Annotated in this window: 19 protein-coding genes; 12 read left to right on the plus strand and 7 right to left on the minus strand. The window is 67.4% G+C overall.

From position 1 onward, the window contains the following. The first annotated feature begins 39 nt into the window (after positions 1-39). Entirely contained in the window at positions 40-2,952 is a 2,913-nt protein-coding gene (locus NOV74_RS12540; RefSeq protein ID WP_257313018.1) for a VPS10 domain-containing protein, read from the plus strand. A gap of 3 nt (positions 2,953-2,955) precedes the next feature. Here NOV74_RS12540 and NOV74_RS12545 read toward each other — a convergent pair whose 3' ends face one another. The 4 genes from NOV74_RS12545 to uppS are packed head-to-tail and all read right to left on the minus strand — an operon-like array spanning position 2,956 to position 6,848. Then, positions 2,956-4,104: a M50 family metallopeptidase gene (locus NOV74_RS12545; protein WP_257313021.1), complete on the minus strand. Its 1,149-nt coding sequence runs from the start codon at positions 4,102-4,104 to the stop codon at positions 2,956-2,958. Continuing rightward, positions 4,101-5,273: a 1-deoxy-D-xylulose-5-phosphate reductoisomerase gene (dxr, locus tag NOV74_RS12550; protein ID WP_257313023.1), complete on the minus strand. Its 1,173-nt coding sequence runs from the start codon at positions 5,271-5,273 to the stop codon at positions 4,101-4,103. Before dxr ends, NOV74_RS12545 begins: the two co-directional genes overlap by 4 nt. A 1-nt stretch (position 5,274) precedes the next feature. Beyond that, entirely contained in the window at positions 5,275-6,162 is an 888-nt protein-coding gene (locus tag NOV74_RS12555) for a phosphatidate cytidylyltransferase (RefSeq protein WP_257313025.1), read from the minus strand. After that, on the minus strand, positions 6,162-6,848 hold the full coding sequence (gene uppS, locus NOV74_RS12560) for a polyprenyl diphosphate synthase (protein WP_257313030.1): 687 nt from the start codon (positions 6,846-6,848) through the stop codon (positions 6,162-6,164). The genes NOV74_RS12555 and uppS overlap by 1 nt, the downstream gene beginning before the upstream one ends. Positions 6,849-7,292: 444 nt before the next feature. Between uppS and NOV74_RS12565 the strand changes: the two genes are divergently transcribed. Then, positions 7,293-9,704, plus strand: coding sequence for a response regulator (locus tag NOV74_RS12565; RefSeq protein WP_257313032.1), 2,412 nt, complete (start codon positions 7,293-7,295; stop codon positions 9,702-9,704). A 57-nt stretch (positions 9,705-9,761) separates the two neighbouring features. Beyond that, positions 9,762-10,913, plus strand: a complete 1,152-nt coding sequence (locus tag NOV74_RS12570) for a hypothetical protein (protein ID WP_257313035.1) — start codon at positions 9,762-9,764, stop codon at positions 10,911-10,913. A gap of 81 nt (positions 10,914-10,994) precedes the next feature. On the opposite strand, the gene NOV74_RS12575 is transcribed toward NOV74_RS12570, so the two are convergent. Together NOV74_RS12575 and NOV74_RS12580 are read right to left on the minus strand one after the other, a co-directional pair. Further along, positions 10,995-11,531 (minus strand): outer membrane beta-barrel protein, encoded by a 537-nt coding sequence (locus NOV74_RS12575; RefSeq protein WP_257313037.1) that lies wholly within the window; start codon positions 11,529-11,531, stop codon positions 10,995-10,997. Positions 11,532-11,670: 139 nt separating this feature from the next. Continuing rightward, positions 11,671-12,390, minus strand: coding sequence for a response regulator transcription factor (locus NOV74_RS12580; protein ID WP_257313040.1), 720 nt, complete (start codon positions 12,388-12,390; stop codon positions 11,671-11,673). Between the two features lie 52 nt (positions 12,391-12,442). On the opposite strand from NOV74_RS12580, the gene NOV74_RS12585 reads away from it, so the two are divergent. Both NOV74_RS12585 and NOV74_RS12590 read left to right on the plus strand, forming a co-directional pair. Next, positions 12,443-13,393 carry a glycosyltransferase gene (locus NOV74_RS12585; protein WP_257313043.1) on the plus strand — a complete coding sequence of 317 codons (951 nt, stop codon included), beginning with the start codon at positions 12,443-12,445 and terminating at the stop codon, positions 13,391-13,393. Positions 13,394-13,396: 3 nt separating this feature from the next. Continuing rightward, positions 13,397-14,173, plus strand: a complete 777-nt coding sequence (locus tag NOV74_RS12590; RefSeq protein ID WP_257313046.1) for a methyltransferase domain-containing protein — start codon at positions 13,397-13,399, stop codon at positions 14,171-14,173. Here the strand turns inward: NOV74_RS12590 and NOV74_RS12595 are convergent, their stop codons facing one another. Continuing rightward, positions 14,174-14,362: a DNA gyrase inhibitor YacG gene (locus NOV74_RS12595; protein WP_257313048.1), complete on the minus strand. Its 189-nt coding sequence runs from the start codon at positions 14,360-14,362 to the stop codon at positions 14,174-14,176. Between the two features lie 164 nt (positions 14,363-14,526). On the opposite strand from NOV74_RS12595, the gene dnaK reads away from it, so the two are divergent. The 7 genes from dnaK (at position 14,527) to NOV74_RS12630 (ending at position 23,719) form a co-directional block, all read left to right on the plus strand. Further along, entirely contained in the window at positions 14,527-16,425 is a 1,899-nt protein-coding gene (gene dnaK / locus NOV74_RS12600; RefSeq protein ID WP_257313051.1) for a molecular chaperone DnaK, read from the plus strand. Between the two features lie 119 nt (positions 16,426-16,544). After that, positions 16,545-17,612, plus strand: coding sequence for a molecular chaperone DnaJ (dnaJ, locus tag NOV74_RS12605; RefSeq protein WP_257313052.1), 1,068 nt, complete (start codon positions 16,545-16,547; stop codon positions 17,610-17,612). A gap of 261 nt (positions 17,613-17,873) precedes the next feature. After that, the gene (locus tag NOV74_RS12610; protein WP_306672476.1) at positions 17,874-18,254 is read left to right on the plus strand and encodes a MerR family transcriptional regulator; all 381 of its coding nucleotides are present in this window, start codon (positions 17,874-17,876) and stop codon (positions 18,252-18,254) included. A gap of 61 nt (positions 18,255-18,315) precedes the next feature. After that, complete coding sequence (locus NOV74_RS12615; RefSeq protein WP_257313055.1) at positions 18,316-19,182, plus strand: sigma-70 family RNA polymerase sigma factor; 867 nt, start codon at positions 18,316-18,318, stop codon at positions 19,180-19,182. A 13-nt stretch (positions 19,183-19,195) separates the two neighbouring features. Next, a complete protein-coding gene (locus tag NOV74_RS12620; RefSeq protein WP_257313058.1) occupies positions 19,196-20,086 on the plus strand; it encodes a P-loop NTPase family protein in 891 nt (296 codons plus the stop codon). A 4-nt stretch (positions 20,087-20,090) separates the two neighbouring features. Beyond that, the gene (locus tag NOV74_RS12625; protein WP_257313061.1) at positions 20,091-22,658 is read left to right on the plus strand and encodes an MMPL family transporter; all 2,568 of its coding nucleotides are present in this window, start codon (positions 20,091-20,093) and stop codon (positions 22,656-22,658) included. Beyond that, complete coding sequence (locus NOV74_RS12630) at positions 22,655-23,719, plus strand: SAM-dependent methyltransferase (protein ID WP_257313064.1); 1,065 nt, start codon at positions 22,655-22,657, stop codon at positions 23,717-23,719. The genes NOV74_RS12625 and NOV74_RS12630 overlap by 4 nt, the downstream gene beginning before the upstream one ends. The last annotated feature ends 202 nt before the right edge of the window (positions 23,720-23,921 follow it).

Consider the following 23,921-nt stretch of genomic DNA (forward strand, 5'->3'; position numbering starts at 1 on the left):
CCCGTTCCGGCTATCCTAGCCTCACGACACGAGGCTAATATGCGATCTGCCTGCCTGGCCCTGCTCCCCCTCCTGCTCGTGGCAGGCGAAGCCCCCCTCACCAAGCTCCAGGAGGCCGCGGCCTTCCATCCCAAGGTGGCGACGCCCGGCCCTGCCGCCCGCCGGCAGGCCTTCGACCAGCGGCTCGTGATGGAGGCCGCCACGCCTTTCGCCTCGGTTCCCCTCCGCAATGTCGGCCCCATGGGCCAGGGGGGCCGCGTGGTGGCCCTGGCGGTGGACGACCGGGCGCCCCAGCACTGGCTGGCCGCCTTCGCCACCGGGGGCCTGTGGTGGACCGACACCGAGGGCGCCACCTGGACACCTCTCTTCGACCGGGGCCCCGCCATCGCCCTGGGCGATGTGGCCGTGGTGTGGGGCGCGCCGGGCGTGCCCAAGGTGATCTGGCTGGGTACCGGCGAGGCCAATGCCAGCCGCAGCTCGTACGCCGGGGCCGGCGTTTTCCGCTCATTGGATGGGGGCAAGACTTGGCAGGCTGCCGGCCTTGGGGACAGCCACCGCATCGCGCGGATCGTGCCCCATCCGACGAACCCGGAGGTGGCCTACGTTGCGGCTCAGGGCCCGCTCTACACCGAGGGTGGCGAACGAGGCATCTTCAAGACCACCGATGGCGGGAAGACCTGGACCCAGGTGCTGAAGGCGCCGGCCCGCACCGGGGCCACGGATCTGCTCATGGATGTCGCGGATCCCGACACGCTGTACGCCACGCTCTGGGAGAAGGACCGCAAGCCCTGGGACTTCCTGGAGAGCGGCCCGGGGTCGGGCCTCTTCAAGACGACGGACGGCGGGAAGACCTGGACACGCCTGGAGGGCGGACTGCCCAAGGGCGAGGGCCTGGGCCGCATGGGGCTGGCGCAAAGCCGCCAGGATCCCAAGAAGCTCTATGCCTTCCTGGACAACCAGACCCCGCGGCCCGAGGACGAGAAGGATCCCTTCGAGGATCCGGACAAGGTCACGGCCAAACGCCTCCGGACCATGGACGAGGCTGCCCTGGCCAAGGTGGAGCCCAAGCACCTGAAGGACTTCCTCAAGGAGAACGGCTATCCCAAGACCCTCACGGCGGAGGGCCTCCTGGCGGATCTGAAGGCCGGCAAGGTCAAGGTGAAGGACCTGCTGGACTGGTTGGGCGACGCGGACCAGGCCCTGTTCGATACGACCATCATCGGCCCGGAACTCTACGCCACGGAAGATGGCGGAGCCACCTGGAAGCGGACCCATGAGGGCCGCCTGGACCAGTTCACCTACACCTACGGCTACTACTTCGGCCAGGTGCGGGTGGACCCCACCAACGACCGCAAGGTCTACCTGCTGGGCATGCCCGCCATCCAGAGCGAGGACGGGGGCCGCACCTTCAAGGGCATCAACGGGGACGACTGGAAGGTCATGCATCCCGACCACCATGCCCTGTGGATCGATCCGAGGGACGGCCGTCGCCTGGTGCTGGGCAACGACGGCGGGCTGAACGTCTCCACGGACGGCGGTGGCACCTGGCGCAACGTGAAGAACCTGCCCGTGGGCCAGTTCTACGCCATCACCACCGATCGCGCCGAGCCCTACAAGATCTATGGCGGCCTCCAGGACAACGGCGTGATGGCGGGTCCCGCCACCCCCCTGAAGCCGAATCAGCAGACGGATGCCTGGCATGCCATCTACGGGGGCGACGGCGGTTTCGTGCAGGTGAGCCCTCGGGGCAACACCACGATCTACACCGAAAGCCAGTTCGGCCACATGAGCCGCCTGGAGAAGGCGGGCCGCACGGCCATCCGGCCCATCCACAAGCTGAAGGAGACGCCCCATCGGTTCAACTGGATGACGCCCCTGCTGATGTCACCCCACAGCCCCGACATCCTCTACACGGGCAGCCAGGAAGTGCTGCGCAGCCTGGATCGGGGCGCCACCTGGACGGCCGTCAGCGGCGACCTCACCACCCATCCCAAGGTCGGGAACGTGCCTTTCGGCACCCTCACCACCCTGGCGGAAAGCCCCAAGCGCTTCGGCCTGCTCTACGCGGGCACGGACGACGGCCGGGTGCACGTGAGCCGTGATGGCGGGTTCACCTGGAAGCACGCCGAGAAGGGGTTGCCCAAGGATCGCTGGGTGACGCGGGTGGAGGCCAGTGCCCACGACGAGGGCACGGCCTACGCCACGTTCAGCGCCTACCGCAACGATGCCAACGAGGCGCTCATCTTCCGGACCACGGATTACGGAGCCACCTGGGTGTCCCTCAAAGGCAACCTGCCGGCGGAAAACCTCAACGTGATCCGCGAGGACCCGGCGAACCCGAAGCTCCTCTTCGTGGGCTCGGACTTCGGCGTGTTCGTCTCGCTGGATGGCGGCCAGCGCTGGGACGTGCTGGGGCGGGACCTGCCCCATGTGCCCGTGCATGACCTGGCCATCCAGCCCAAGGCGAAGGATCTGGTGGTGGGCACCCACGGCCGCAGCGCCTTCGTGGCACCCATCGGGGCCCTGGAGCTGCTCACGCCAGAGGTTCGAACCCAGGCCGCCCACCTCTTCGAGCCCGCCAAGGTGAAGGCCCAGGCCTGGTGGAAGCAGGATCGCCCCGGCTGGTTCGCCACCCGTGAGCCCGAGCGCTACAGCTTCTGGTTCCACCGCGCCCAGGCCAGCGCGGCCACCCTCACCCTGCGGGACAGCAAAGACACCGTGCTGCGCGTCTGGACGCTGAAGCCCGAGGCGGGGCTGGGCCGCGTGGACTGGGACCTGCAGGTGGATCCGGCCACCCGGGCAGGCCTGCCGGCTGGTCGGCGCCCCTTCGTGCTCCCCGGGGACTACACCCTGACCCTGGAGGCCGCCGGGCAGCAGCTCAAGGCCAAGGTGGTGGTGGAGGCGCCCAAGGAGCCAAAGGACCCGAAAGAAGAAGAAGAAGAAGAGGAGTAGGCCCTACTTCCGCAGCTTCATCAGGTCCAGGAAGATCACCAGGGCCATGAGGGAGGCCAGCAGGAGGAAGCCGCCGGTGAGGATCTTCTCCTTCAGCTCGACGGTGAGGTCCTTGCGGCGCAGCTTCTCGAAGGCAAGCAGGGCCATGTGCCCGCCGTCCAGGGCCGGAATGGGCAGGGCGTTGAGGATGGCCAACTGGAGGCTGATGGCCGCGCACATGAAGAGGAACTCTTGCCACCCGGACTTGGCGGCGCGGCTCCCGGCCCGGATGATCCCGATGGGCCCGGCCACCTCGGCGCTCCTGGCCTGGAAGGTGACGAGCTTCTTGAGGAAGCCGAACACCTGGCCGCTCATGTGCCAGGAGGTCTCGGCGGCGAAGCGTCCGCCCATCAGGAGGTCTCCGGGGCGGAAGGCGCGGCGCTGGAAATCATAGGCGATGGGGCCGGCCGCGATGCCGATGCGGCCGGTGCCACCCTCGGTCGCGGGCGTGACCGAAAAGGAGAGCGCTTTGCCTTCGCGGACCACCTCGATGGGAAGGGGCTGGGCGGGATGCGCCTGGATATAGGCCACCGCATCCTCCCAGCGCTTTTCCGGTAGGGCGAACGGCCCCACGCGCCGCAGTTCATCCCCGGCCCGAAGTCCGGCCAGGTCGGCGGGTTGTCCCTTGACCACCTGATCCACCACGAGGGCAGATCCGGCGCGGGGTTCAGCCTTGATGATGCGGGCCTGGTCCGCCCCGACGTAGGTGAACAGGATCAGTGTCGTGGCCAGATTGGCCAGGATGCCGCCGCTGTAGAAGAGCATGCGCTTGGAGAAGGGCTGCTGGAGGAAACCGTAGGGGTCCTCGGCACCAGGTTCCTCGGGGTTGAAGCCAGCCAGTTTGACGTAGCCGCCCAGAGGCAAGAGGGAGAGGCGGACATCCGTCTCGCGCCACTTGAAGCCGAACAGCCGGGGGCCGAAGCCCAGGGAGAAGACCTCCACAGGCATGCCCATGCCCTTGGCGGCCAGGAAGTGGCCGCCTTCGTGCAGGAAGATAAGGCCGCCCAGCATGAGGATGGGGCCCCAGAACCCGACGCCCGGCACTTTCAGGGCGAGGACGGAGACGGCGAAGAGGGCGAAAACAGACGACAGGGACAGGCGAAAGCGGTTCATGGACACCCAAAAGATCGGACCCTGGTTCGGACCCATCCTTCAGCATGACGCCTTGCGGCCCGGTCTGCATCCAGCACCTGGGGGAGGGACTCCAGAGGCTGGGCGGGAATCTGGGTCAAGGTGTCCCGGTTGCAGGCCTGGATGTCCCAGAACCCAAGCTGCCCTTGGAGGAAAGCGGCCACGGCCACCTCGTTGGCGGCATTCAGCAGGGCCGGGGCCGTGCCCCCCTCCCGCAGGGCCTCGAAGGCCAGGCCCAGGCAGGGAAAGCGGGTCAGGTCCGGGGCCTCGAAGGTCCAGGCGCGGGCCTCCTCCCAGGGGTACGGCGCCACGGGGCCCGGCTGCTTGTCGGGGAAGAGCAGGCAGTACTGGATGGGCAGCTTCATGTCGTTGGCGCAGACCTGCAGCTGGTAGCTGCCGTCGTGGAAGCCCACCATGGCGTGGACCTGGCTCTGGGGATGCACCGTGACGGCCACCTGGTCGGCCGTGAGCCCGAAGAGGACCGAGGCCTCGATGACCTCCAGCCCCTTGTTCATGAGCGTGGCGCTGTCGATGGTGATCTTGGGGCCCATCTTCCAGGTGGGATGGTTGAGCGCCTCCTCGATGGTGGCGGCCTGGATGCGGGCCAGGGGCCAGTCGCGAAACGGCCCGCCGCTGGCGGTGATGCGCACCTCGCGGATGGAGGCCGGGTCGCGCCCATCCAGCAGCTGGTGCAGGGCGGCGTGCTCGCTGTCCACGGGCAGCAGCTCGCCGCCACCGGCGCGCGCGGCCTCGTGCATGAGGGCGCCGCCCACCACCAGGGATTCCTTGTTGGCCACGCAGACCCGGCGACCGGCGCGGAGCGCGGCCTCGGTGCTGGCCAGCCCCGCGCTGCCCACGATGGCGGCCACCACCGTGTCGGCGTCGGGGTGCAGCGCGCAGGCGAGGAGGCCCTCGTCGCCCCAGTGCAGCTCGGGGTGATAGGAGAGGCTGGTCCGCAGCCAGGCGGCATCCGCCTGGGAGCCCACGGACACGCAGCGGGGCCGGAAGGTCTCGCATTGCGCCTTCAGCAGCTCCCGATTCCGTCCCCCCGCCAGGGCCGCCACGGACAACCGCCCGGGATGGGCCTGCACGACATCCAACGTGGAAGTGCCGATGCTCCCGGTGGAGCCGAGGAGGGCGAGGCGCCTCACGTCAATTGAACCCGTGCACGAAGTGCACGTAGGCATACAGGACGGGTGCCGCGAACACCAGGCTGTCCACGCGGTCCAGCACCCCGCCATGGCCGGGGATGCTCACGCCACCCATGCAGGAGTCCTTCACGCCCGCGCTACGCTTCCAGGTGCTTTCCACCAGATCGCCCAACTGGCCCGCGATGCCCAGCAGGAGGCCCAGGGCCACCACGTCCACCAGGGACCACTCGGGGCAGACAGTGGCGTGCATGAGCCAGGCGCCCAGGAGGTTGCCACCCAGGTTGCCAAGGGCGCCTTCCCAGCTCTTCTTGGGGCTGACGCGGCGCGCGAGCTTGTGTTTGCCGAGGTAGCTGCCCACGAAGTAGGCGGCGGTGTCGCCGAACCACGTGATGATGAAGAGCGCGAGGATGAAGCGGCTGCCGGTTTTCGGCAGGGAACCCTGGAGCATGAACAGCTTCTGCTGGAAGCCCAGGCCGAAACCCAAGTAGAGGGCACCGAGCCAGGTGATGGCCTGGCTGGGCAGGGCCTCTTCCAGCTTGGAGTCAAAAAACAGGGCACCGAAGTGGATGGCCAGGCCCCCCGTGGCAAAGACCAGCCAGAGGGGCAGCGGATCCTGCCCGCCCGTGGCCAGGAAGAAGTGGGCAAGGATGCCCCAGCCCACCAGGGTTCCGGTGGCCAGGGAAGGATTGAAACCCCGCACCTGGGCCATGAGCGTCATCTCGCGCACACCCATGAGGATGGCCATGGACATGACGACCAGGTACGTCCATGGGGCCCAGGGCTGGTCGCCGAACCAGAGGAGGCTGAAGAAGAAGGCGCCGAAGACCAGGGCCGTGGTGACGCGCACGGTCATGTTCTTCGTGTCCACCTTGGGTGTGGTCCGTTCCATCAGATCCCCCCGAAGCGCCGTTCACGCTGGGTGTAGTCCTCGAGCGCTTCCTTCAGCTCCGCGGGGCCGAAGTCCGGCCACAGGAGATCGGTCATGTAGAGTTCAGCGTACGCCGACTGCCAAAGCAGGAAATTGGAAATCCGGTGTTCGCCGCTGGTGCGGATGAGCAGGTCCACGTCGGGCACCCCGGCGGTCCAGAGACGGGCGCCCAGCGCGGCCTCGTCCACCTGCTCGGGACGGAGGCCGTCCTCCACGCAGCGCCGGGCCGCCTGGGCCAGCTCCAACCGGGAGCCGTAGTTCACAGCCAGATGGAAAGTCATGCCTGAGTTGGGGGCGGTGGCCGCCTCCAGTGCCCTCATGTCGGCCTGGATGCCGGCAGGCATGCCTTCCAAGGCTCCCAGGTGGTGGAACCGGATGCCTTTCCGGGACAACTGATGGACGAACATGCGGAGGTACATGCGGAGGAGAGCCATGAGGGCCCCCACCTCCAGAGCCGGGCGCTTCCAGTTCTCGGTGGAGAAGGCGTAGAGGCTCAGGTGCCGGATGCCCGCATCCGAGGCGGCCTCGAGGATGCGCTCCACCGCCTGCACCCCGGCCTTGTGCCCCTTGATGCGCGGCCACCCCCGTTGCGCCGCCCAGCGGCCGTTGCCGTCCATAATGATGGCGACATGGGTTGGCACGGTCATCGCGAGCTCCCGGACGAGTGGAAGCCTGTCACCCCCACGTGGCCGGCCTCGCATATGCCCGCAGGGCATACCGAGATAATGATGGCGACATGGGTTGGCACGGTCATCGTGTGCTCCCGGACGAGTGGAAGCCTGTCACCCCCACGTGACCGGCCTCGCATATGCCCGCAGGGCATACCGAGATAATGATGGCGACATGGGTCGGGATGCGCATCGCGTGCCTAGCGACCGGTCTGACCGGCTGGTTTCGCGTGGCCGACCTCGCGCATGCCTGGAGGGCATACCGAGAAAATGATCGCGACGTGGGTCGGGACGGTCATCCGCCGGAAACCTCGGAAAGGTGAAAAAGATCATGCTAGCACGTGGCCTGCCGTAGAGCTGGGAAGCGGCTAGTCTTCCAAAGCCCCGTGATAGGCTTGACTCCACTTTTTCCCTGGCGAACCCATGGTTCAGTTCAATACCCGTGCCAATGAGATCCTGCTCAAGCTGGTCTACTACGGGCCGGGGTTATCGGGCAAGACGACCAATCTGCAGTCCCTGCACGCCATGTGCTCGGACCGGCAGCGGGGCGAGCTGTTCTCCGTCAACACCCAAGAGGACCGCACCCTCTTTTTCGACCTGCTGCCCATCAACCTGGGCTACATCTACGGCAATTCCATCCACCTGCAGATCTACACGGTGCCGGGCCAGGTGCAGTACGACGCCAGCCGCCGGGTGGTGCTGGGCGGCGCAGATGGCGTGGTCTTCGTGGCGGATTCCAGTGAAGCCAAGATGCAGGACAACGTGGATTCGCTGTCGAACCTGTACCACAACCTCAATGCGAACCGCCTGAACATCAAACAGATACCCTTCATCCTCCAGTACAACAAACGGGACCTGCCGGACGCCATGGCCGTGGGTGTCATGAATCGCCGCCTGAATTTCCGCAGCGTTCCCTACTTCGAATCCGTCGCCAACCGCGGGACCGGCGTGCTGGACACCTTCCTGGCCATTACCCGGGAGACGGTGGCCTACACCTTCAAGAAGTACCATCTGGACAAGAAGATCAAAGACTTCGACGAGATGCTCACCCTCATCGAATCCAACGTGCGCACCACCCTGCGGGAGCCTCCGATTCCTGCGCAGGCGGCCGCGGGGCCCGCCGCGGACCCGGTCCCCACCGCGGATGCGACGGTGCTGAAGCACGGCAACGTGAGTGTCGCCGATCTCCAGCCGGGCCAGGCGGCGGATCCCCAGGAGCTGCTGGAAAACGCGCTCAAGTCGAACATGGAGACCGCCCGGCTCTATTCGGAGCTGAAGCAGGTCAAGGAGTCTCTGGAAAAGAAGAACGAGGAGCTGAGCCAGCTCTACGCCCAACTGGAGCGCGTGAACCAGGACAACCACAAGACCCGGAAGTACCTGGAGGGCCTCGTCCAGAACATGGGCGAGGCGGTGGTTTCCTTCGCGCCTGACGGGAAGATCCTCACTTGGAACGTGGCGGCCGAGCGCATCTTCGGCTACACCCGGGCCGAGATTGTGGGCCGCAGCATCTCCCAGCTCTCGCCCAGTCACCTGGTGGGCGAACTGGATCAGATCACGCATCAGGTCAGCCGCGGCCAGGTGGTTCGCGACCCTGAGACGGTGCGCCTCCGCAAAGGGGGCGGGGCCTTCCCGGCCAGCATCACCTACGCCCCGGTGCGCGGTGCCGACGACCGTGTGCTCGCCCTGTCGGCGCTCGTGCGCGATACCAGTGAGACCCAGGCCCTGGAAGAGCAGCTGGTCCACTCGCAGAAACACGAGGCCCTGGGGCGGCTGGTCCCGGCCCTCTTCCACGAGGCCTCAAACCGGCTCACCCCCGTGCTGCTGGAAGCCCGGCTCATTTCTGAATCCGCCATGGATCCCCACCAGGCCGAGCAGGCGGCCCGCCTGGTGAAGGCGGTGGATTCGGTGCAGAGCCTGCTGGGGCCCCTCCAGACCGTGCTGAACCCCCCGGCGCCGAAGCGGGTCCGAGCCCAGCTGAACCTGGTGCTCCAGGAGGCCGTGGCCCTCGTGGAGGTGAAGGCCCGGCGCATGGAGGTCTCCCTGGACCTCAATCTGGATCCGGCCCTGCCCGAGGCGGCCTTCGATCCGGACCTCATGAGACAGGCCCTGACGAACCTGCTTTTGAACGGGCTCCAGGCCATGGCCACGGCTACGACGAGGCGGCTGCGCATCGCCACCCGGGCGGTGGACGGTCAGGTGCAGGTGGTGATCCAGGATTCGGGGGCCACCCTGCCCGAGGCTGGGCTGGAGGATCTCTTCGACGCCGCTTCGGCCGCCACGCCGGAAGCCCTGGGCCTTCCGGTGGCGAGCATCATCCTCCGCCAGCACGGCGGTCGGCTCACGGTGCGAAGCCAGGAGGGCCTGGGGAACGCCTATCTCCTGGAGCTGCCTCTGCAGGCGGAATCGGAAATGCCGGAGGTTTTGGCGGCCCCCTTGGTGCAAATCCCCGGCCTGCAGGGTCGCCGGGCTCTGGTGGTGGACGACGAGGCCTTCCTGCTGGAGTGCCTGGTGGACGCGCTCCAGCTCTGGGGCCTGGAGGTCACGTCCGCCGGCCGGGGTGAGGAGGCGATCCAATGCCTCGAGGCGGGTGCCTTCGATCTGATCGTTTCCGATATCCGGATGCCCGGCCTTTCGGGCGTGGACCTCTTCGAGTGGCTGCGCGCCCAGCGCCCCGCCATGACCCGGCGCATCCTCTACACCACGGGCGATTCGTTTGATGCGAAGACCCGTGGCTTCCTAGAGGCCAATCAGGTGCCCTATCTGGGTAAACCTTTCGATCTAAAGCAACTAAGACAAAGCCTGGAGCATTTGCTAGAGACTCCGATCGAGGCGTAACGCTTATTCCTGCGGCATACTGGAGCCTCTCATCGCACCCTCAACGAGGAGCCTCCTATGCAGCGCCGCTGGGTTTTGGCAGTCATCGTGAGTTCGGGCCTCCTGGCCCAGACGCCCCCTCCAGTTCCTCCGCCTCCGGCGCCGGCTCCCGCGCCAACCACCGATCCGGCCCAGGTCCCACCCCAGGCCCCTCCAACCGAGCCCAAGCCCGCCGAGATGAAGGTGGAGGTTCCGGTGGTGCCGAAACCGGAACCGCAGCCAGAACCAAACGCGTTCAACCAACTTCGTCCCAGCCAGCGGAAGCTGGCTTACACGCTACAGCGGGCCGCCCTCTCCGCTCATGAGCTGGGCTACTACCGGAGCCACCCCAAGGCCGTGGAGGCCCGCGAGGCCCTTGGCGCCCTCCTGGCCGTGAAGGCCATCCTCCCGGAGAAGGCCTCCGCCGCCATCCCCGCCGTCGAGGCCTACCTGGCCAAGGTGCGCGCCCAGCACGGGCTCTACGACGCGGACGGGAAGAAGCTCCTCCTCGAGACCACCTGGAAGAACCTCCAAACCGCCGCCCGTGCCGCCGCGAAGGCCGACGCCAAGGGGCTGGAGCCGCGCCTCGCCAAGCTGCGGGGCCTCCTGCTCGATCCCAAGGTGGACGCGGCCGCTCCTACCTGGACTGCGCCCGAACCTCCCGCCAAGGGCAAGAAGGCCAAGGCGGCCAAGGGACCCAAGGCGCCTGAGGGCTTCGCCAACCAGAAGGCCATCATGGCCCTGTGGGTGAAACGGGCCCAGGCCTGGATCGACAACACCCGACAGGAGGTGGACGTCAAGGGCGAGAAGAAGATGCGCAGCATGCCCGATCCCGCGCAGACCAAGGCCCTGAACGCCCTGATGATCTGGCTGGAGAACGAGGACCTCGACCTGCTTCGGGATCCCGGCTTCAGCTGGCTCGATCTGCGCCGCCTGGGCGCCACGCCCGGCGCCGCCCTGATGGCCCATGCCAACGACATCGCCACCTCCAAGGCCCCTGAAGGCCCCGCGGGCGAGCTGACCCTGCTGCCGACCCTTGAGCCCGTGATGGTCGAGAGCAAGTTCAGCAAGGGCGACGAGAAGCGCCTGGTGCTTTCCGACGTGAAGGAGGGGGCCCCCGCTGCCAGCCTCGCTGAGCAGATGGCCGCCTTCGAGAAGCTGGGCCGCAGCCGGGAGTTCGAGGTTAAGTAGACCTTCCTAATAACAGAACGGGGCGCGACCGCGCCCCGTTCTGCTTGTCTAGGAATGCCGCAACGGAGATTCAGCTCGCGATCAGAATCGGTACGTCAGGCCCATTTGGAAGGCATTGGCGGTGGGATCCCAGGCGGTCCGGTTGGCGTAATGGGAGCTGACGTACCGAAGTTCGGCACCAACGGAATGACTGAAGTTGTACCCAAAGCCCGCCGAGTAGCCGAATCGGGACGAGGTCTGGGAATCCGAAGTTGCAGGGAACGGAGCCATGGCAGGGGTTGTGGTGTCCACTTTCCAACGGTGAAGCCCCAGCCCAGCGGTCAGGTAAAGGCCGTCCGGCTTACCGCCCGGAAAGTACAGGTAGTCCACGCCTAGGCTGAGATCATTCGCCTTCGTTTTGAAGCCGTTGACCGAACTTTCGGGATAGAACACGGTGTCGAACCTTGGCCGGAGAACATGACCCGCACCCAAATCAAACGTGACGTGGGCGCCGACGCCAGCGCCAGGCTTGTTATCGACCGCATCCTTCAGATCACCGGTTGGAAGGCTCGCGTGAAGTTGAAGGCCGAAGCGCGGCTCCTCTGCCCGGGCCTGAACCGTCCCGAAGGCGATGGCCACGGCCAATGCGGTGAACAAACGAGGACAAACAGGCATGAAGCCTCCTGGAGGCATCCCATTGGGGATGAGTGGGTAAAAGATACCCCCATGGATGGCCGCACCTCACCCTAAGTTCCCGCCTCGGATCAGTCGAGGATACTCACTCCTCGCCCTTCCGCTGCTTCCCTTCCGGATCGAACTGGTAGCCGACGCTGCGGATGGTGTGGACCCAGCGGGGGTGATGGGGATCAAGCTCCATCACGCGGCGGATGCGGACGATGAAGTTGTCCACGGTGCGGCTGGTGGGGTACGCATCCTCGCCCCAGACCTTGTCCAGGATGTCCGTGCGGCTCACCACCTGGCCAGGCCGCTCCATGAGCAGGCGGAGGATCATGCATTCCTTCATGCCCAGCTGGAAGGGGCCATTTGGACCTTCGCCGCAGTAGTTGTCAAAGTCCACCCAGTGGGCGCCGAAGGCCTGGCGGCTGCTCATCTCGCGGCCCCGGTACCAGGCCTCGCGGCGGAGGATGGCTCGCACCCTGAGGAGCAGCTCCTTCACCTGGAAGGGCTTGCCCAGGTAGTCGTCGGCGCCGGTCTCGAAGCCGTGCACCCGGTCGTCGTCCGTGTTCTTGGCCGTAAGGAAAAGGATGGGCGTGAAGTTCTTCGCCTCGCGCACCTTCTCGCAGATGGTGAAGCCGTCCATGCCGGGCAGCATGACGTCGAGAATCACGAGGTCATAGGCCTCGACCAGGATCTGCTTCAGGGCCTGGTCGCCCCGCGGGATCCAGGTGCAGGCGAGGCCCTCCAGCTCGAGGTTGAGCTTGATGCCCTCGGCGAGGCTGAGCTCGTCTTCCACCAGCAGGATCTTGGGTTCGGGCATGGCAAACTCCAGCAACTCGTTGATCCTACTAGAATAGGGGCCTGGAGCGCCCATGGACCCGTATCTCAGCATCGTCATCCCCATCTACAACGAGGAGGAGAACATCCCCACGCTGTGGGCGCGCCTGTCCAAGGTGCTGGCGGAACACTTCGCGGATCCGGCAAAACCCTGGGAGGTCGTCTTCACGGACGACGGCAGCCGGGATCGCAGCCTGGTCATGCTCCTGGACCTTGCCAAGGCCGAGCCCCGAATCAAGGTGGTGGAGTTCAACCGGAACTACGGCCAGCACAGCGCCATCTTCGGGGCCTTTGCCGAGGTGAAGGGCCAGGTCATCGTCACCCTGGATGCAGATCTCCAGAATCCCCCCGAGGAGATCCCCAAGCTCGTGGCCAAAGTCGAGGAGGGCTTCGACGTGGTGGGCGGGTGGCGCCAGGGCCGCCAGGCGAACGACAGCTTCTTCCGTACCATGCCCAGCATGATCGTCAATGCCGTCACCCGCAAAACCACGGGCGTGAAGCTGCACGACTACGGCTGCATGCTGCGGGCCTACAGCCGCGAGGTGGTGGACGCCATGCTGCTTTGCAAGGAGCGCTCGAGCTTCATCCCGGCCCTGGCCAACAGCTTCGCAAAGCACATCACCGAAGTGCCCGTGGCCCATGCGGAACGCGCCGCGGGGGAAAGCAAGTACGGCCTCTGGAAGCTCATCAACCTCCAGTTTGATCTGCTCACCAGCTTCAGCCTCCTGCCCCTTCAGGCCCTGAGTGTCTTCGGGGTGATCACGGCGGCCTTCGGGTTCCTTCTCTTCCTGGGCCTGGTGGTCTACCGCTTCCTGCACCCCGAAGGCACGGCCCAGGGCGTGTTCACGCTCTTCGCCATCCTCTTCTTCTTCGTGGGCTGTCAGTTCATTGCATTCGGGTTGCTGGGCGAATACATCGGCCGCATCTACCAGGAGGTGCGCGACCGGCCCCGCTACATGGTGAAGAAGACCCACCAGGCGAAGTAGGCCATGCCCTGGGATCCGGCCCAGTACCTCGGCTTCGATTCCGAACGCCTGCGTCCGGCCCTGGACCTGCTGGCGCGAGTGCCCCTGGAAGCCCCCCGCGTCGTGGTAGACCTGGGCTGCGGTCCCGGCCACGTCACGAGGATCCTCCAGGCCCGCTGGCCCTCGGCCCGGGTGCTCGGGGTGGACCGGTCGCCAGACATGCTGGCGCGAGCTGCGGCCGATGGTCCCGGGCTGGCCTGGCCGCAGGCGGACTTGGCCACGTGGGCCCCCGAGGGGCCGGTGGATCTGCTCTACGCCAACGCCTCCCTGCATTGGCTGGAGGAGCACGCAGCCCTTTTCCCGCGCTTGATGGGTTTCCTTGCACCCGGCGGCTGTCTGGCCGTGCAGATGCCCCGCAACCAGGACCGGCCCTCCCATCAGGCGGCCTTCGCCGTGGCGGGGGAAGGCCCCTGGCGGGATCGCCTTGAACCGCGCCTCCGCCGCCAGCCCGTGGCAGAGCCCGAGGCCTACCTGGAATGGCTCACGCCGTGGGCCGCCAGCCTCGACATCTGGGAGACGGACTACCTCCACCGACTGGAGGGGCCCGATCCGGTGGTCGCCTGGACGCGAGGCAGCCTGCTCGTGCCCCTGCTGGAGGTCCTTGAGGCCGGGGAGCGCGAAGCCTTCCTCGCGGCCTACCGGGACCGGCTGAGCGCGGCCTACCCAGTCGATGCGTCCGGGCGGACACCCTTCCGGTTCCGGCGCCTCTTCATCGTGGCGAGGAAGGGCAATCCGGCCTGATCAGCCTTCCTCCCCCTCGGCGCTCCACCCCTCACCGTCCTCCTCCTGGGGCTTCTCGGGGATGCGGTAGCTTTCGTTCGACCAGGCGCCCAGGTCCCGGGTCTGGCAGCGCTCCGAGCAGAAGGGCTTGAAGGGGTTGCCCTCCCAGGAGGTGGGGGTGCGGCACGTGGGGCAGGGGCGAAGCGTCATGAAGTCAGGATATCCCTTGAAGGGCGTTGAACAATAAAGAAGAAAATATGAGTCTAATTTGGAAGATCATATTGACAATGAGCACCCGACTTGTATCCTCATAGGGACAGGATGGGCGCAGCCCGGCCTGTCCCCCAGCAGCAACCCACAGAAGGAGCAACCCCATGGGCAAGATCATCGGCATTGACCTCGGTACCACCAACAGCTGCGTGGCCGTCATGGAAGGCGGGCAGCCCAAGGTGATCCCGAATCCCGAGGGCGCGGACACCACGCCTTCCGTGGTGGGCTTCAACCCCAAGACCAGCGAGCGACTCGTGGGCGCCCCGGCCAAGCGCCAGGCCGTGGCCCAGCCAAAGAGCACCATCTATTCCATCAAGCGGTTCATGGGCCTGCCCTACGCCGACTCCGACAAGGAGCAGAAGCTCGTCCCCTACACCGTGGAGCGTGCCGACAAGGGCGGCTGCGCCGTGGTGGTGAACGGCAAGCACCTCAGCCCCGAGGAGATCAGCGCCGCGGTGCTGAACAAGATGAAGGAGGCCGCCGAGGCCTACCTGGGTGAGAAGATCACCGAGGCCGTCATCACGGTGCCCGCCTACTTCAACGACGCCCAGCGCCAGGCCACCAAGGACGCCGGCGCCATCGCGGGCCTAGACGTGAAGCGCATCGTCAACGAGCCCACGGCTGCCGCGCTTGCCTATGGTCTGGACAAGAAGAAGGACGGCACCATCGCCGTCTTCGACTTCGGCGGCGGCACCTTCGACATCTCCATCCTCGAAGTCTCCGAAGGCGTGGTCGAGGTGAAGTCCACCAACGGCGACACCCACCTGGGCGGCGACAACATCGACCAGGCCATCATCGACTGGCTGGCGGACGAGTTCCAGAAGGCCGAGGGCATCGACCTCCGCAAGCAGGCCGACGCCATGCAGCGCCTCAAGGAGGCCGCCGAGAAGGCCAAGATCGAGCTCTCCAGCACCACGCAGACCGACATCAGCCTGCCCTACATCACGGCGGACGCCAGCGGCCCCAAGCACGTGAACCAGACGCTCTCCCGCGCCAAGTTCGAACTGATGATCGAGCCCATCCTGCAGAAGCTGAAGGGCCCCTGCGAGAACGCGGTGAAGGACGCCAAGCTGGCCCACCACGAGATCGACGAAGTGGTGATGGTGGGTGGTTCCACCCGCATCCCCAAGGTGCTGGAGATGGTGAAGTCGATCTTCGGCAAGGACCCCAACCACAGCGTGAACCCCGACGAGGTCGTGGCGCTGGGCGCCGCCGTGCAGGCGGGCGTGCTGGCGGGCGACGTCAAGGGCGTGCTGCTCCTGGACGTGACGCCGCTCTCCCTCGGCATCAACGCCAACGGCGGCCAGATGAGCGTCATCATCCCCCGCAACACCACCATCCCCACCAAGCGTTCAGAGATCTACACCACCGCCGTGGACAACCAGCCCGGCGTGGACATCGAGGTCTTCCAGGGTGAGCGGCCCGTGGTCGAAGGGAACAAGCTGCTGGGCCAGTTCCACCTCGGCAACATCGCGCCAGCGCCGCGGGGCATGCCCCAGATCGAGGTCACCTTCGACATCGACGCCAACGGCATTGTCCACGTCACCGCCAAGGACAAGGGCACGGGCAAGGACGCCAGCATCACGCTGACGGGCAGCACCGGCCTCTCCAAGGAGGAGATCGACGCCAAGGTGAAGGACGCCGAGGCCCACAAGGCCGACGACGAGGCCCGCAAGGCCCTGCTGGAGGAGAAGAACCACCTCGACCAGATGGTCTACCAGGTGGAGAAGCTCCTGAAGGACAGCGGCGACAAGCTGCCCGAGGGCGACAAGAAGGAGGCCGAGGAGGCCATCGTCGAGGCCAAGGCCGCCCTGGCCAGCCTGGACCAGGACCGCATCAAGAAGGCCCTGGAGGTGCTCACCGCCAAGAGCCACAAGCTGGCGGAAAGCCTCTACAAGCAGGAACCCCCCCAGGATGGCGGCGGCACCCCCGGCGCCCCTGGCGCCCAGCCCGGCGAGAAGAAGGGCGACGACAATGTGATCGACGCGGAAGTCGTCAGTTAGCTCTGTCCGGGGGTTCCTCGCTGCGCGAACACCCCCGGGACCCCCACGCAGGGCCCCGGCAGAGCTGGGGCCCTGCTTTTTTCACCTTGAATGAAATCTGAGTGCTCTAGACTAAACCCATGTCCCACCCCGACTACTACAAGATCCTGGGCGTCCCCCGAACCGCCTCGGAGGAGGAGATCAAGAAGGCGTACCGGAAATTGGCGCGAAAGCACCACCCGGACCTGAATCCCGGCGACGCCAAGGCCGAGGCGGAGTTCAAGAAGCTGGCCGAGGCCAACGATGTGCTGTCGGACCCGGAGAAGCGGAAGAACTACGACACCTACGGCGATCCCAGCGGCCCCGGAGCCCAGGTTCCTCCTGGCTTCGATCAGGGCGGGGGGATTTCCATCGAGGACATCTTCGCGGGCTTTGGCGGGCGGCCCATGCGCCACGGGCCCGAGCGCGGCGAGGACCTGGTCCACTCCGTGCGCCTGGGATTCCGAGAGGCCTTCGAGGGCACGCGCCTCAACCTGCGTATCAACCGCTCCGAGCCGTGTCTGGCTTGTCACGGCACGGGCGAGGCCACCAAGAAACAGGAGCTGTGCCGCACCTGCCACGGCAAGGGCAAGGTGGGCGGGGGCTCGGGCTTCCTCTCCTTTGGCCGCACCTGCCCCGACTGCCAGGGCCGCGGCACGCGCGCCCCGGCGTGTCCCGAGTGCGGCGGCGCCGGCCGGCATCCTCGGCAGGAGACTGTCACCATTGCCATCCCGGCGGGGGTGGAGGATGGCGCCCGGCTGCGGGTGGCCGGCAAGGGCGAGGCCGGACGCCGAGGCGGCGGTCCCGGCGACCTCTTCCTGCAGATCAGCATGGAACCGGACGCCCGCTTCGAACGCAAGGGGCCGAACCTGTACGTGCGCTTGCCCATCAGCTTCTCCGAGGCAGCCCTGGGGGCCAAGGTGGACGTGCCCACCCCCGGGGGCCAGCAGACCATCAAGGTGCCCCCCGGCACCCAGACCGGCGCTCGGCTCCGGCTCAAGGGCCAGGGCATGCCCATTCCCAGGAGCAGCCAGCGAGGCGACCTCATCGCGGAGGTGGCCGTGGTGACTCCTGTGATCCAGGACGAGCGCAGCAAGGAACTGCTGCGGGAACTGGCGGACCTCAACGACGCGGACGTGCGGAAGCAACGGAGTGCAAGCCATGGCTAGGAGCTCATATCACCTCCCCACGGCGCCGCGCGAGGGGTGCCGGGCGAGCGAGGCGAGGAACGCGAGTCGAAGCGTAGCAGGTACTACGCGCGACGAGCGTGACGCGGCATCGCGACGCCCGCCACCCCTCGCCCGGAGGGATGAAGCCAGGCGGGCGCCCCGCGGCGTCAGGCCCCTTGAACAACGAACCACGTTGCCCTGCGGGCCCTTCCTGGCGGTGCATCCCGGCCGGCTGCCATCGCGGCATTGTGGGGAGGCGATATGAGCTCCAGAGACCCGAGACTCGGCGCCTACATGATCGGCGTGGTGTCCATGCGCTACAGCGTGCATCCCCAGACCTTGCGCCTCTACGAGCGGGAGGGCCTCCTCACGCCCAGCCGGACCGAGGGCAAGACCCGCCTTTACAGCGACGAGGATCTGGAGCGGTTGGAATTCATCCTTAATCTCACTCGCGATCTGGGCGTGAACCTCGCCGGGGTGGAGGTGGTGCTGGGCTTGCGGGACCGCCTGAACCGCATGCAGGAGGAACTCGAGCGCCTGGCCCAGGCCCTGGAGGCCGCGGGCGTGAAGGACGTGCCCCGGCCGATGACTGGCACAGGCCTGGTGAAGCTGACGCCGCATGGACTCCGCAAACGGTCATGATCTGAGGCTTCGCAAGCAGGCCGGGTCGCTTGCTATGCTGATCCTTCTCCCTAGGTGATCTGTGCCCCTCCGGCATCTCGAAGAGCGCTCGCTCGACAAGTATTTCGATTCGATCCGCCACCTGCCTTTGCTTACGGCAGAGGAGGAGCGCATCAACGGGCGGCTGTGGCAGAACGACCGCAATCCCGAAGGCCTCCGCAAGCTGGTGGAGGGCAACCTGCGCTTTGTGGTGAAGGAGGCCCGCAAGTTCGAAGGCATGGGCCTGGATCTGCTGGACCTCATCAGCGAGGGCAACCTGGGCCTCATCGAGGCGGCGAAGCGCTTCGATCCCGAGCGCCTGAACAAGTTCCTCACCTACGCTTCCTGGTGGGTCCGCCAGGCCATCTTCCACGCCCTCGCCGAGCACGGGAACAAGATCCGCCTGCCCCAGAAGGTGGCGGGCCACCTGGTGCACCTGAACCGGGTGACCCAGAAACTCAGCCAATCCCTGGGCCGCGTGCCCATGCTCAAGGAAATCGCGGCGGCGGCCAACCTCACCGAAGAGGAGGTGGAGCGCCTCCAGCTGCTCCAGCAGACCACGTCCACCGTGTCCACCGAGCAGGGCCTGGGGGATTCGGACCTCACCGTGGGTGACAGCCTGGAGCAGGAGGTGGAGCCCTCCGCCATGCAGACCCTGGATCAGGAGGCCTTCCTCGAGCAGATCGAGGTCAGCCTGGCCACGCTGAGCGAGAAGGAGCGGAAGATCATCACCCTCCACTTCGGCCTCGGCGGCGAGGATCCCCTCACCTTGGAGCAGATCGGCAAGCAGTTCGTCCCCCCCATCTCTCGCGAGCGTGTGCGCCAGCTGGAAGAGCGGGCCTTCTCCCGCATCCGCGAGCGGCGCCGTGAAGTCCTGGGCGGCTTCCTCCGCGGCGGGGACGGGCCATGACCGGAGGCTGGCCATGCTGAAGGGCCGCCCCGACTGTCCCCGCTGTCAGGGGCAGGGCCTCATTTTCGATCCGGATCCCCAGAAGCCGGTGATGGTCTGCGGCTGCACGGCGGATGTGGCGCCGGACGCGGAAACGCTGGGCCTGCCGGCCCGTTATCGGGAAGCCGATTTCGCACGATTCTGGAAGTGGTGGAACAACATCCAGGCCAGCCATGCCCGTGCCCTGCTGGATCGCGTGGCCGACCTCGAGGATCTGCTGGCCCGACCCGCCGACGAGGTGGGCGAGCTGGAGGGGCGCGAAGATCTGGTGAAGCTGCTCGCGGCCCTCAAGCGGCGGCCCGAGCACGGCATCCGTCCCGCCGGGGCGGAATGGCTCTTCCAGTGGGCTTCGAACGGCAAGCACAAGTTCCGCCACGGCTGGGAGCTGTGGTGGATCCACGGTCCCGCCCAGAGCGGCCGCAGCACCCTCGCCGCCGCGGCCCTGCGAGCCTGGACCGAGCGCACAGGCAAGGGTGGGCGGTTCGTCTCCGTGCGGACGCTGAGCCAGGCCATCAAGGATGCCTACTACGACATCCGCAGCTTCCAGAACCAGGCCTTCCAGAGCGTGCGGGACCTGGTGGAACCCCTGCAGGATCCACCCCTTCTCGTGCTGGACGACTGGGACCGCATGGATACGGATATCCGCGTGGCAGCGGCGCTGGCCCAGCTTCTGGACCATCGCTACAGCGAAGAACTGCCCACCATCCTGACCTCCCTCGGGCCCCCCGAGGCCATGGATCGCCGGGAAAACCACCCCCTCGCCCGCCTGGAGGACGGCAGCCTTCTCGAACGGCTCCGTGGGGCCGAGCGCGTGGAGATGGTGCCGGCCCTGAAACCCTGGATCGAGCGCATGGAGCGGGGGTAGCCCCATGAAAGCCCTGTTGCGCGGCCTCCTCCGCCTGCACCTGTCCCGGCCCTCGGGACTCTGGCTTCTCACGGCGGGCCTCACCCTGGTGCTGGGCTGGGGCACGCTGCGAGTGGAGCGGGCCCTGGATCTGATGAGCCTGCTGCCGGCGGAGAACCCGGCCGTGCGGGCCAACCTGGAAGCCGGCGTCGGCCAGCAAGAGCTGCTGTGGCTGGTGGCCGAGGGGAACGAAGCCGATCTGGAGGCCCGCCGCGCCTGGGCCGAAGGCCTGGTGGACCGCCTCCTCACGAAGGGCGGCCTGCCCCTCAACGGCCTGGCCGCCGAAGGACGCTTGTCCGACCCCGTGCTGGTGCCCGGTCCCGAGGGCGTGAGCCCCTGGCCGGCGCTCCTGGCCGTGGGGGCCATCACCGAGGGCGATGCCGCCGTGAGCCGTCTCACCACCGAGACCCTCTACGCCCTGGCGCCGGCCTGGCTGGGGGATCGCCTGGAGCCGCTGAAGGATCCGGCGGAAATGCAGCGGCGGATGCAGGCCACCGCGAAAGCCCTGGCCTCGCCCGAACCCCTGCCCGCAGCCCTGGCCCGGCTGGATCCCCTGGGTCTCCGGGACCTGGCCCCCCAGAACGGCGAAGGCATGGCCAAGGCCCAGGCCCTGGGCCGGGCTTTCACCTTGCGCATGCGGACCGGCTACCTGGAGACCAAGGATGGCCGTTTCGTCCTGCTGCCCCTGGTGGCGGGCTTCCCGGCCACCGATGTGAAAGCCACCACCCGCGCCCTGGTGTGGCTGGGCCGGGGGGCCGAGGGTCCCCTGCCAGAAGCCGCCACCCTGAAAGCCGCCGAAGCCGCCTTGGGGCCACAGGCTGGTCGAGCGTTCCCGGTGCAGGCCACCGGTGCCCACGCCATCACCGCCTGGGAATCGCACCGGCTCACTCTCGAGGTGCTGCTCAGCCTGGCCCTCAGCTTCATTCTCATCGGCTTGGTGTACTGGCTGGGCTTCCGCACACTCGCGGGCTACGGCTTCGTCATGGGCCCCCTGCTCATTGGCATGATCTGGTCCCTGGGCCTCACGGGCTGGATCCTGGGGCGCGTGAACCTCATGGCTGCGGGCTTCGGCGCGGTGCTGCTGGGCGTGGGCGATGACGTGGGCATCCTGCTCTTCAGTCGCTATCGGGAGGAACGCCGGGGGGGCCGGACCAAGGCCCAGGCACTGGAGGCGGCCCTCCTGGGCACGGGCCCCGGCGTGGTGGCCGGTGCCCTGGCCACGGCCCTGGCTTTCCTGGCCCTGGCCTTCGCTCCCTTCCCCGGCATCCGGGATCTGGGCCTCACCACGGGCCTGGGCCTGCTGGCCTGCCTCGCCGCCACCTTCCTGGTGATGCCCCCCATGCTCCTCTGGCTGGATGGCGGCAAGGGCACCTTCGCCCCGGGCCCGCCCCCACCCCTGCCGCGCCGCCGGGCCTGGGCCCCCTGGGCGGCTCTGGGCCTGCTGGTGCTGGCCCTCGCGGGCGCCCCGCGCACCCGCTGGGAGGAAGACCTGCGCCGCTTCCGCGCCCAGGGCAACCCCGCCCTCACGCTCCAGACGCGGCTGACGAAGACCCTCGGCGCCAGCCTCCAGCCCCTCGCCCTGCAGATTCCCCTCGAAGATCCCGACCGCCTCCCGGCCCGGTGGAACAAGCTGAGCCCCATTCTCCGGGAGGCGGGCCTCCCGATTCCGGACTGGGAGGCCATGGACCCGGAGCTGCGCCACACCCTGGGCTCCGAGACCTGGCGGCATCAGATGCTGGAGGCTGCGGCCAAGGCGGGCCTGGATCCCGCGGGACTGGAGGGCCCCCTGTCCGCCCTGGCCTCTGCCGCGGCGGACCCGGGCGAACCCGTGCGGGCCCTCCAGGCCCTGTTGCCGCGGGCGGCCCAGCCGCCTCAAGCCACCCACCGCTGGACCCTCTGGGGTCACCTGCACCATGGGCGGATCCCCGCCCCGCTGGCCCCGGCCCTGACGGTGCCCATCCGCCTGGACGAGGCCACCCTCCTCCGCCTCACGCCGGAAGTCGAGGCGGCCGGCGGGCGCTTCGTGGGCACGCAGCCCCTGTTCCGTGTGGTCAAGGGCATCGCGCGGGACGCCGTCCAGCAGGCCGTGCTCCTGGCCTTGGTGGGGATCTTCGTCGTCATCGCCATCTTCGGTCGCAGCCTGCGTTTCGCCCTGTTCGCCCTGGTGCCCCTGCTGGCCAGCCAGGCCGGGGCCTTGGGCGCCCTGGGTTGGGGGGGCGAGCCCCTCACCTTCCTGTCCCTCATGGCCATCCCCATCGCCCTGGGCGTCAGCGTGGACACTGCTTTCAACCTGCTGCACCGGGCCCGGGGCGAGGCTGACGCCCCCCAGCGCGTGGCCCGGGTGAACGCCGTGTGCGCGGGCACCACCCTGGCCGGGTTCGGCGGCATGGTGTTCAGCGGGTACCGAGGCCTTCGCGGCCTCGGCCTCGCCTGCCTGGGCGGCGTGGCCCTGGCCCTGATCCTCACGCAGTGGTTGCTGCCCGTGCTGCTCGAGAAGTGGCCGCTGGAATCGAAGTCCCGGGAGAAGAAGTGAACCCCCTGATCGAGCTGCTGCAGTCCCGCCTCCAGGAAGGCCCCGTCCCCGCCGCCGAGGTGATGGCCCTGGGCCTCTACCACCCCGAGCACGGCTACTACCGTCGGCAAGAGGGGCCCTGGGGTTTCGAAGGCAAGGACTACTACACGGCCCTGGATCTGGGGCCCCTGCTGGGCCAGACCATCGCCCTGCGGCTGGAGGCGGCCTGGGAACGCCTGGGCCGGCCGGCCACCTTCACCGCCCTGGAACCCGGCGCGGGCCGGGGTTGGCTGGGCCGTGATGTGCTGAATGCGGTCACCGGCCCCTTTGCCGAGGCCCTCGTCTACGTCCACCGCGACGACAACCCCGCCGCGAAGCGCGCGGCGGAAGAGGCCCTTTCGCCTTTCCTGACGGCGAATCGCGCGCGATTCGCTGCTGAATCAGAACCTCTGGAGCCGTTCACCGGCGCCATCTTCAGCAACGAACTCTTCGATGCCCTGCCGGCCCAGCCTTGGCGCTGGGACGGCGAGCGCTGGACCCGCGAGGTGCTGACCGCCGCGGGCACCCAGTGGCAGGCGGCGGATCCCGGCGAGGCCGGCGCCTGGTTCGCCGCCCGGACCGACGGTCTGGAACCCCGCGACGGCAGCATCTGGTGCGAAGGCCTGCCGGCACTCGTGCACGACCTGGCCTCGCCCCTGCAGGCGGGTCTCTTCCTGACGGTGGACTACGGCGAATCCGCCGATCGACTCCTGGCGAAGGGAGCGGACCTGCGCCGCTTCAAGGCCCACAGTGTGGATGGCAACTGGCACGAGGGCCTGGGCGAAGCTGATTTGACAGCCGATGTCGACTTCACGCGACTGGCGGCGCTGCTCGAAGGCGAAGGTCTGGCGGACCTCTCCCACATGGAACTGAGCAAGTGGATTCGTACCCATGCGCCCCTGGAGCAATGGGCCCCCGTGTGGATGACCCTCCCGGCCCCCGAGCGCATGAAGCGCACCGAGAACCTCCTCCAGCTCACCCTCCCTGACCTGATGGGCAGCCGGTTCCGGGTGCTGGAAGGATGGAAGGGAAAGAAAGATTAACCACCGATAAACCCGGGTGAACACCGGGAAAGACACGATGAACACCCCGGAAAATTGAACAAGTTTCCGCAAAAGCCTGTCTGGCACCAACGAGGCGACACCTATACCCGATGCTTTCAGGTCAGCTTCTCGCAGTATTAGGGAAGCCCTCTGAAGACGAGTCAATACGAGGCGGTTGAGTTCCCATCCACCACGCGTGGAT

This window comes from Geothrix fuzhouensis (assembly GCF_024609325.1).
In the GTDB taxonomy this organism is placed as follows: domain Bacteria; phylum Acidobacteriota; class Holophagae; order Holophagales; family Holophagaceae; genus Geothrix; species Geothrix fuzhouensis.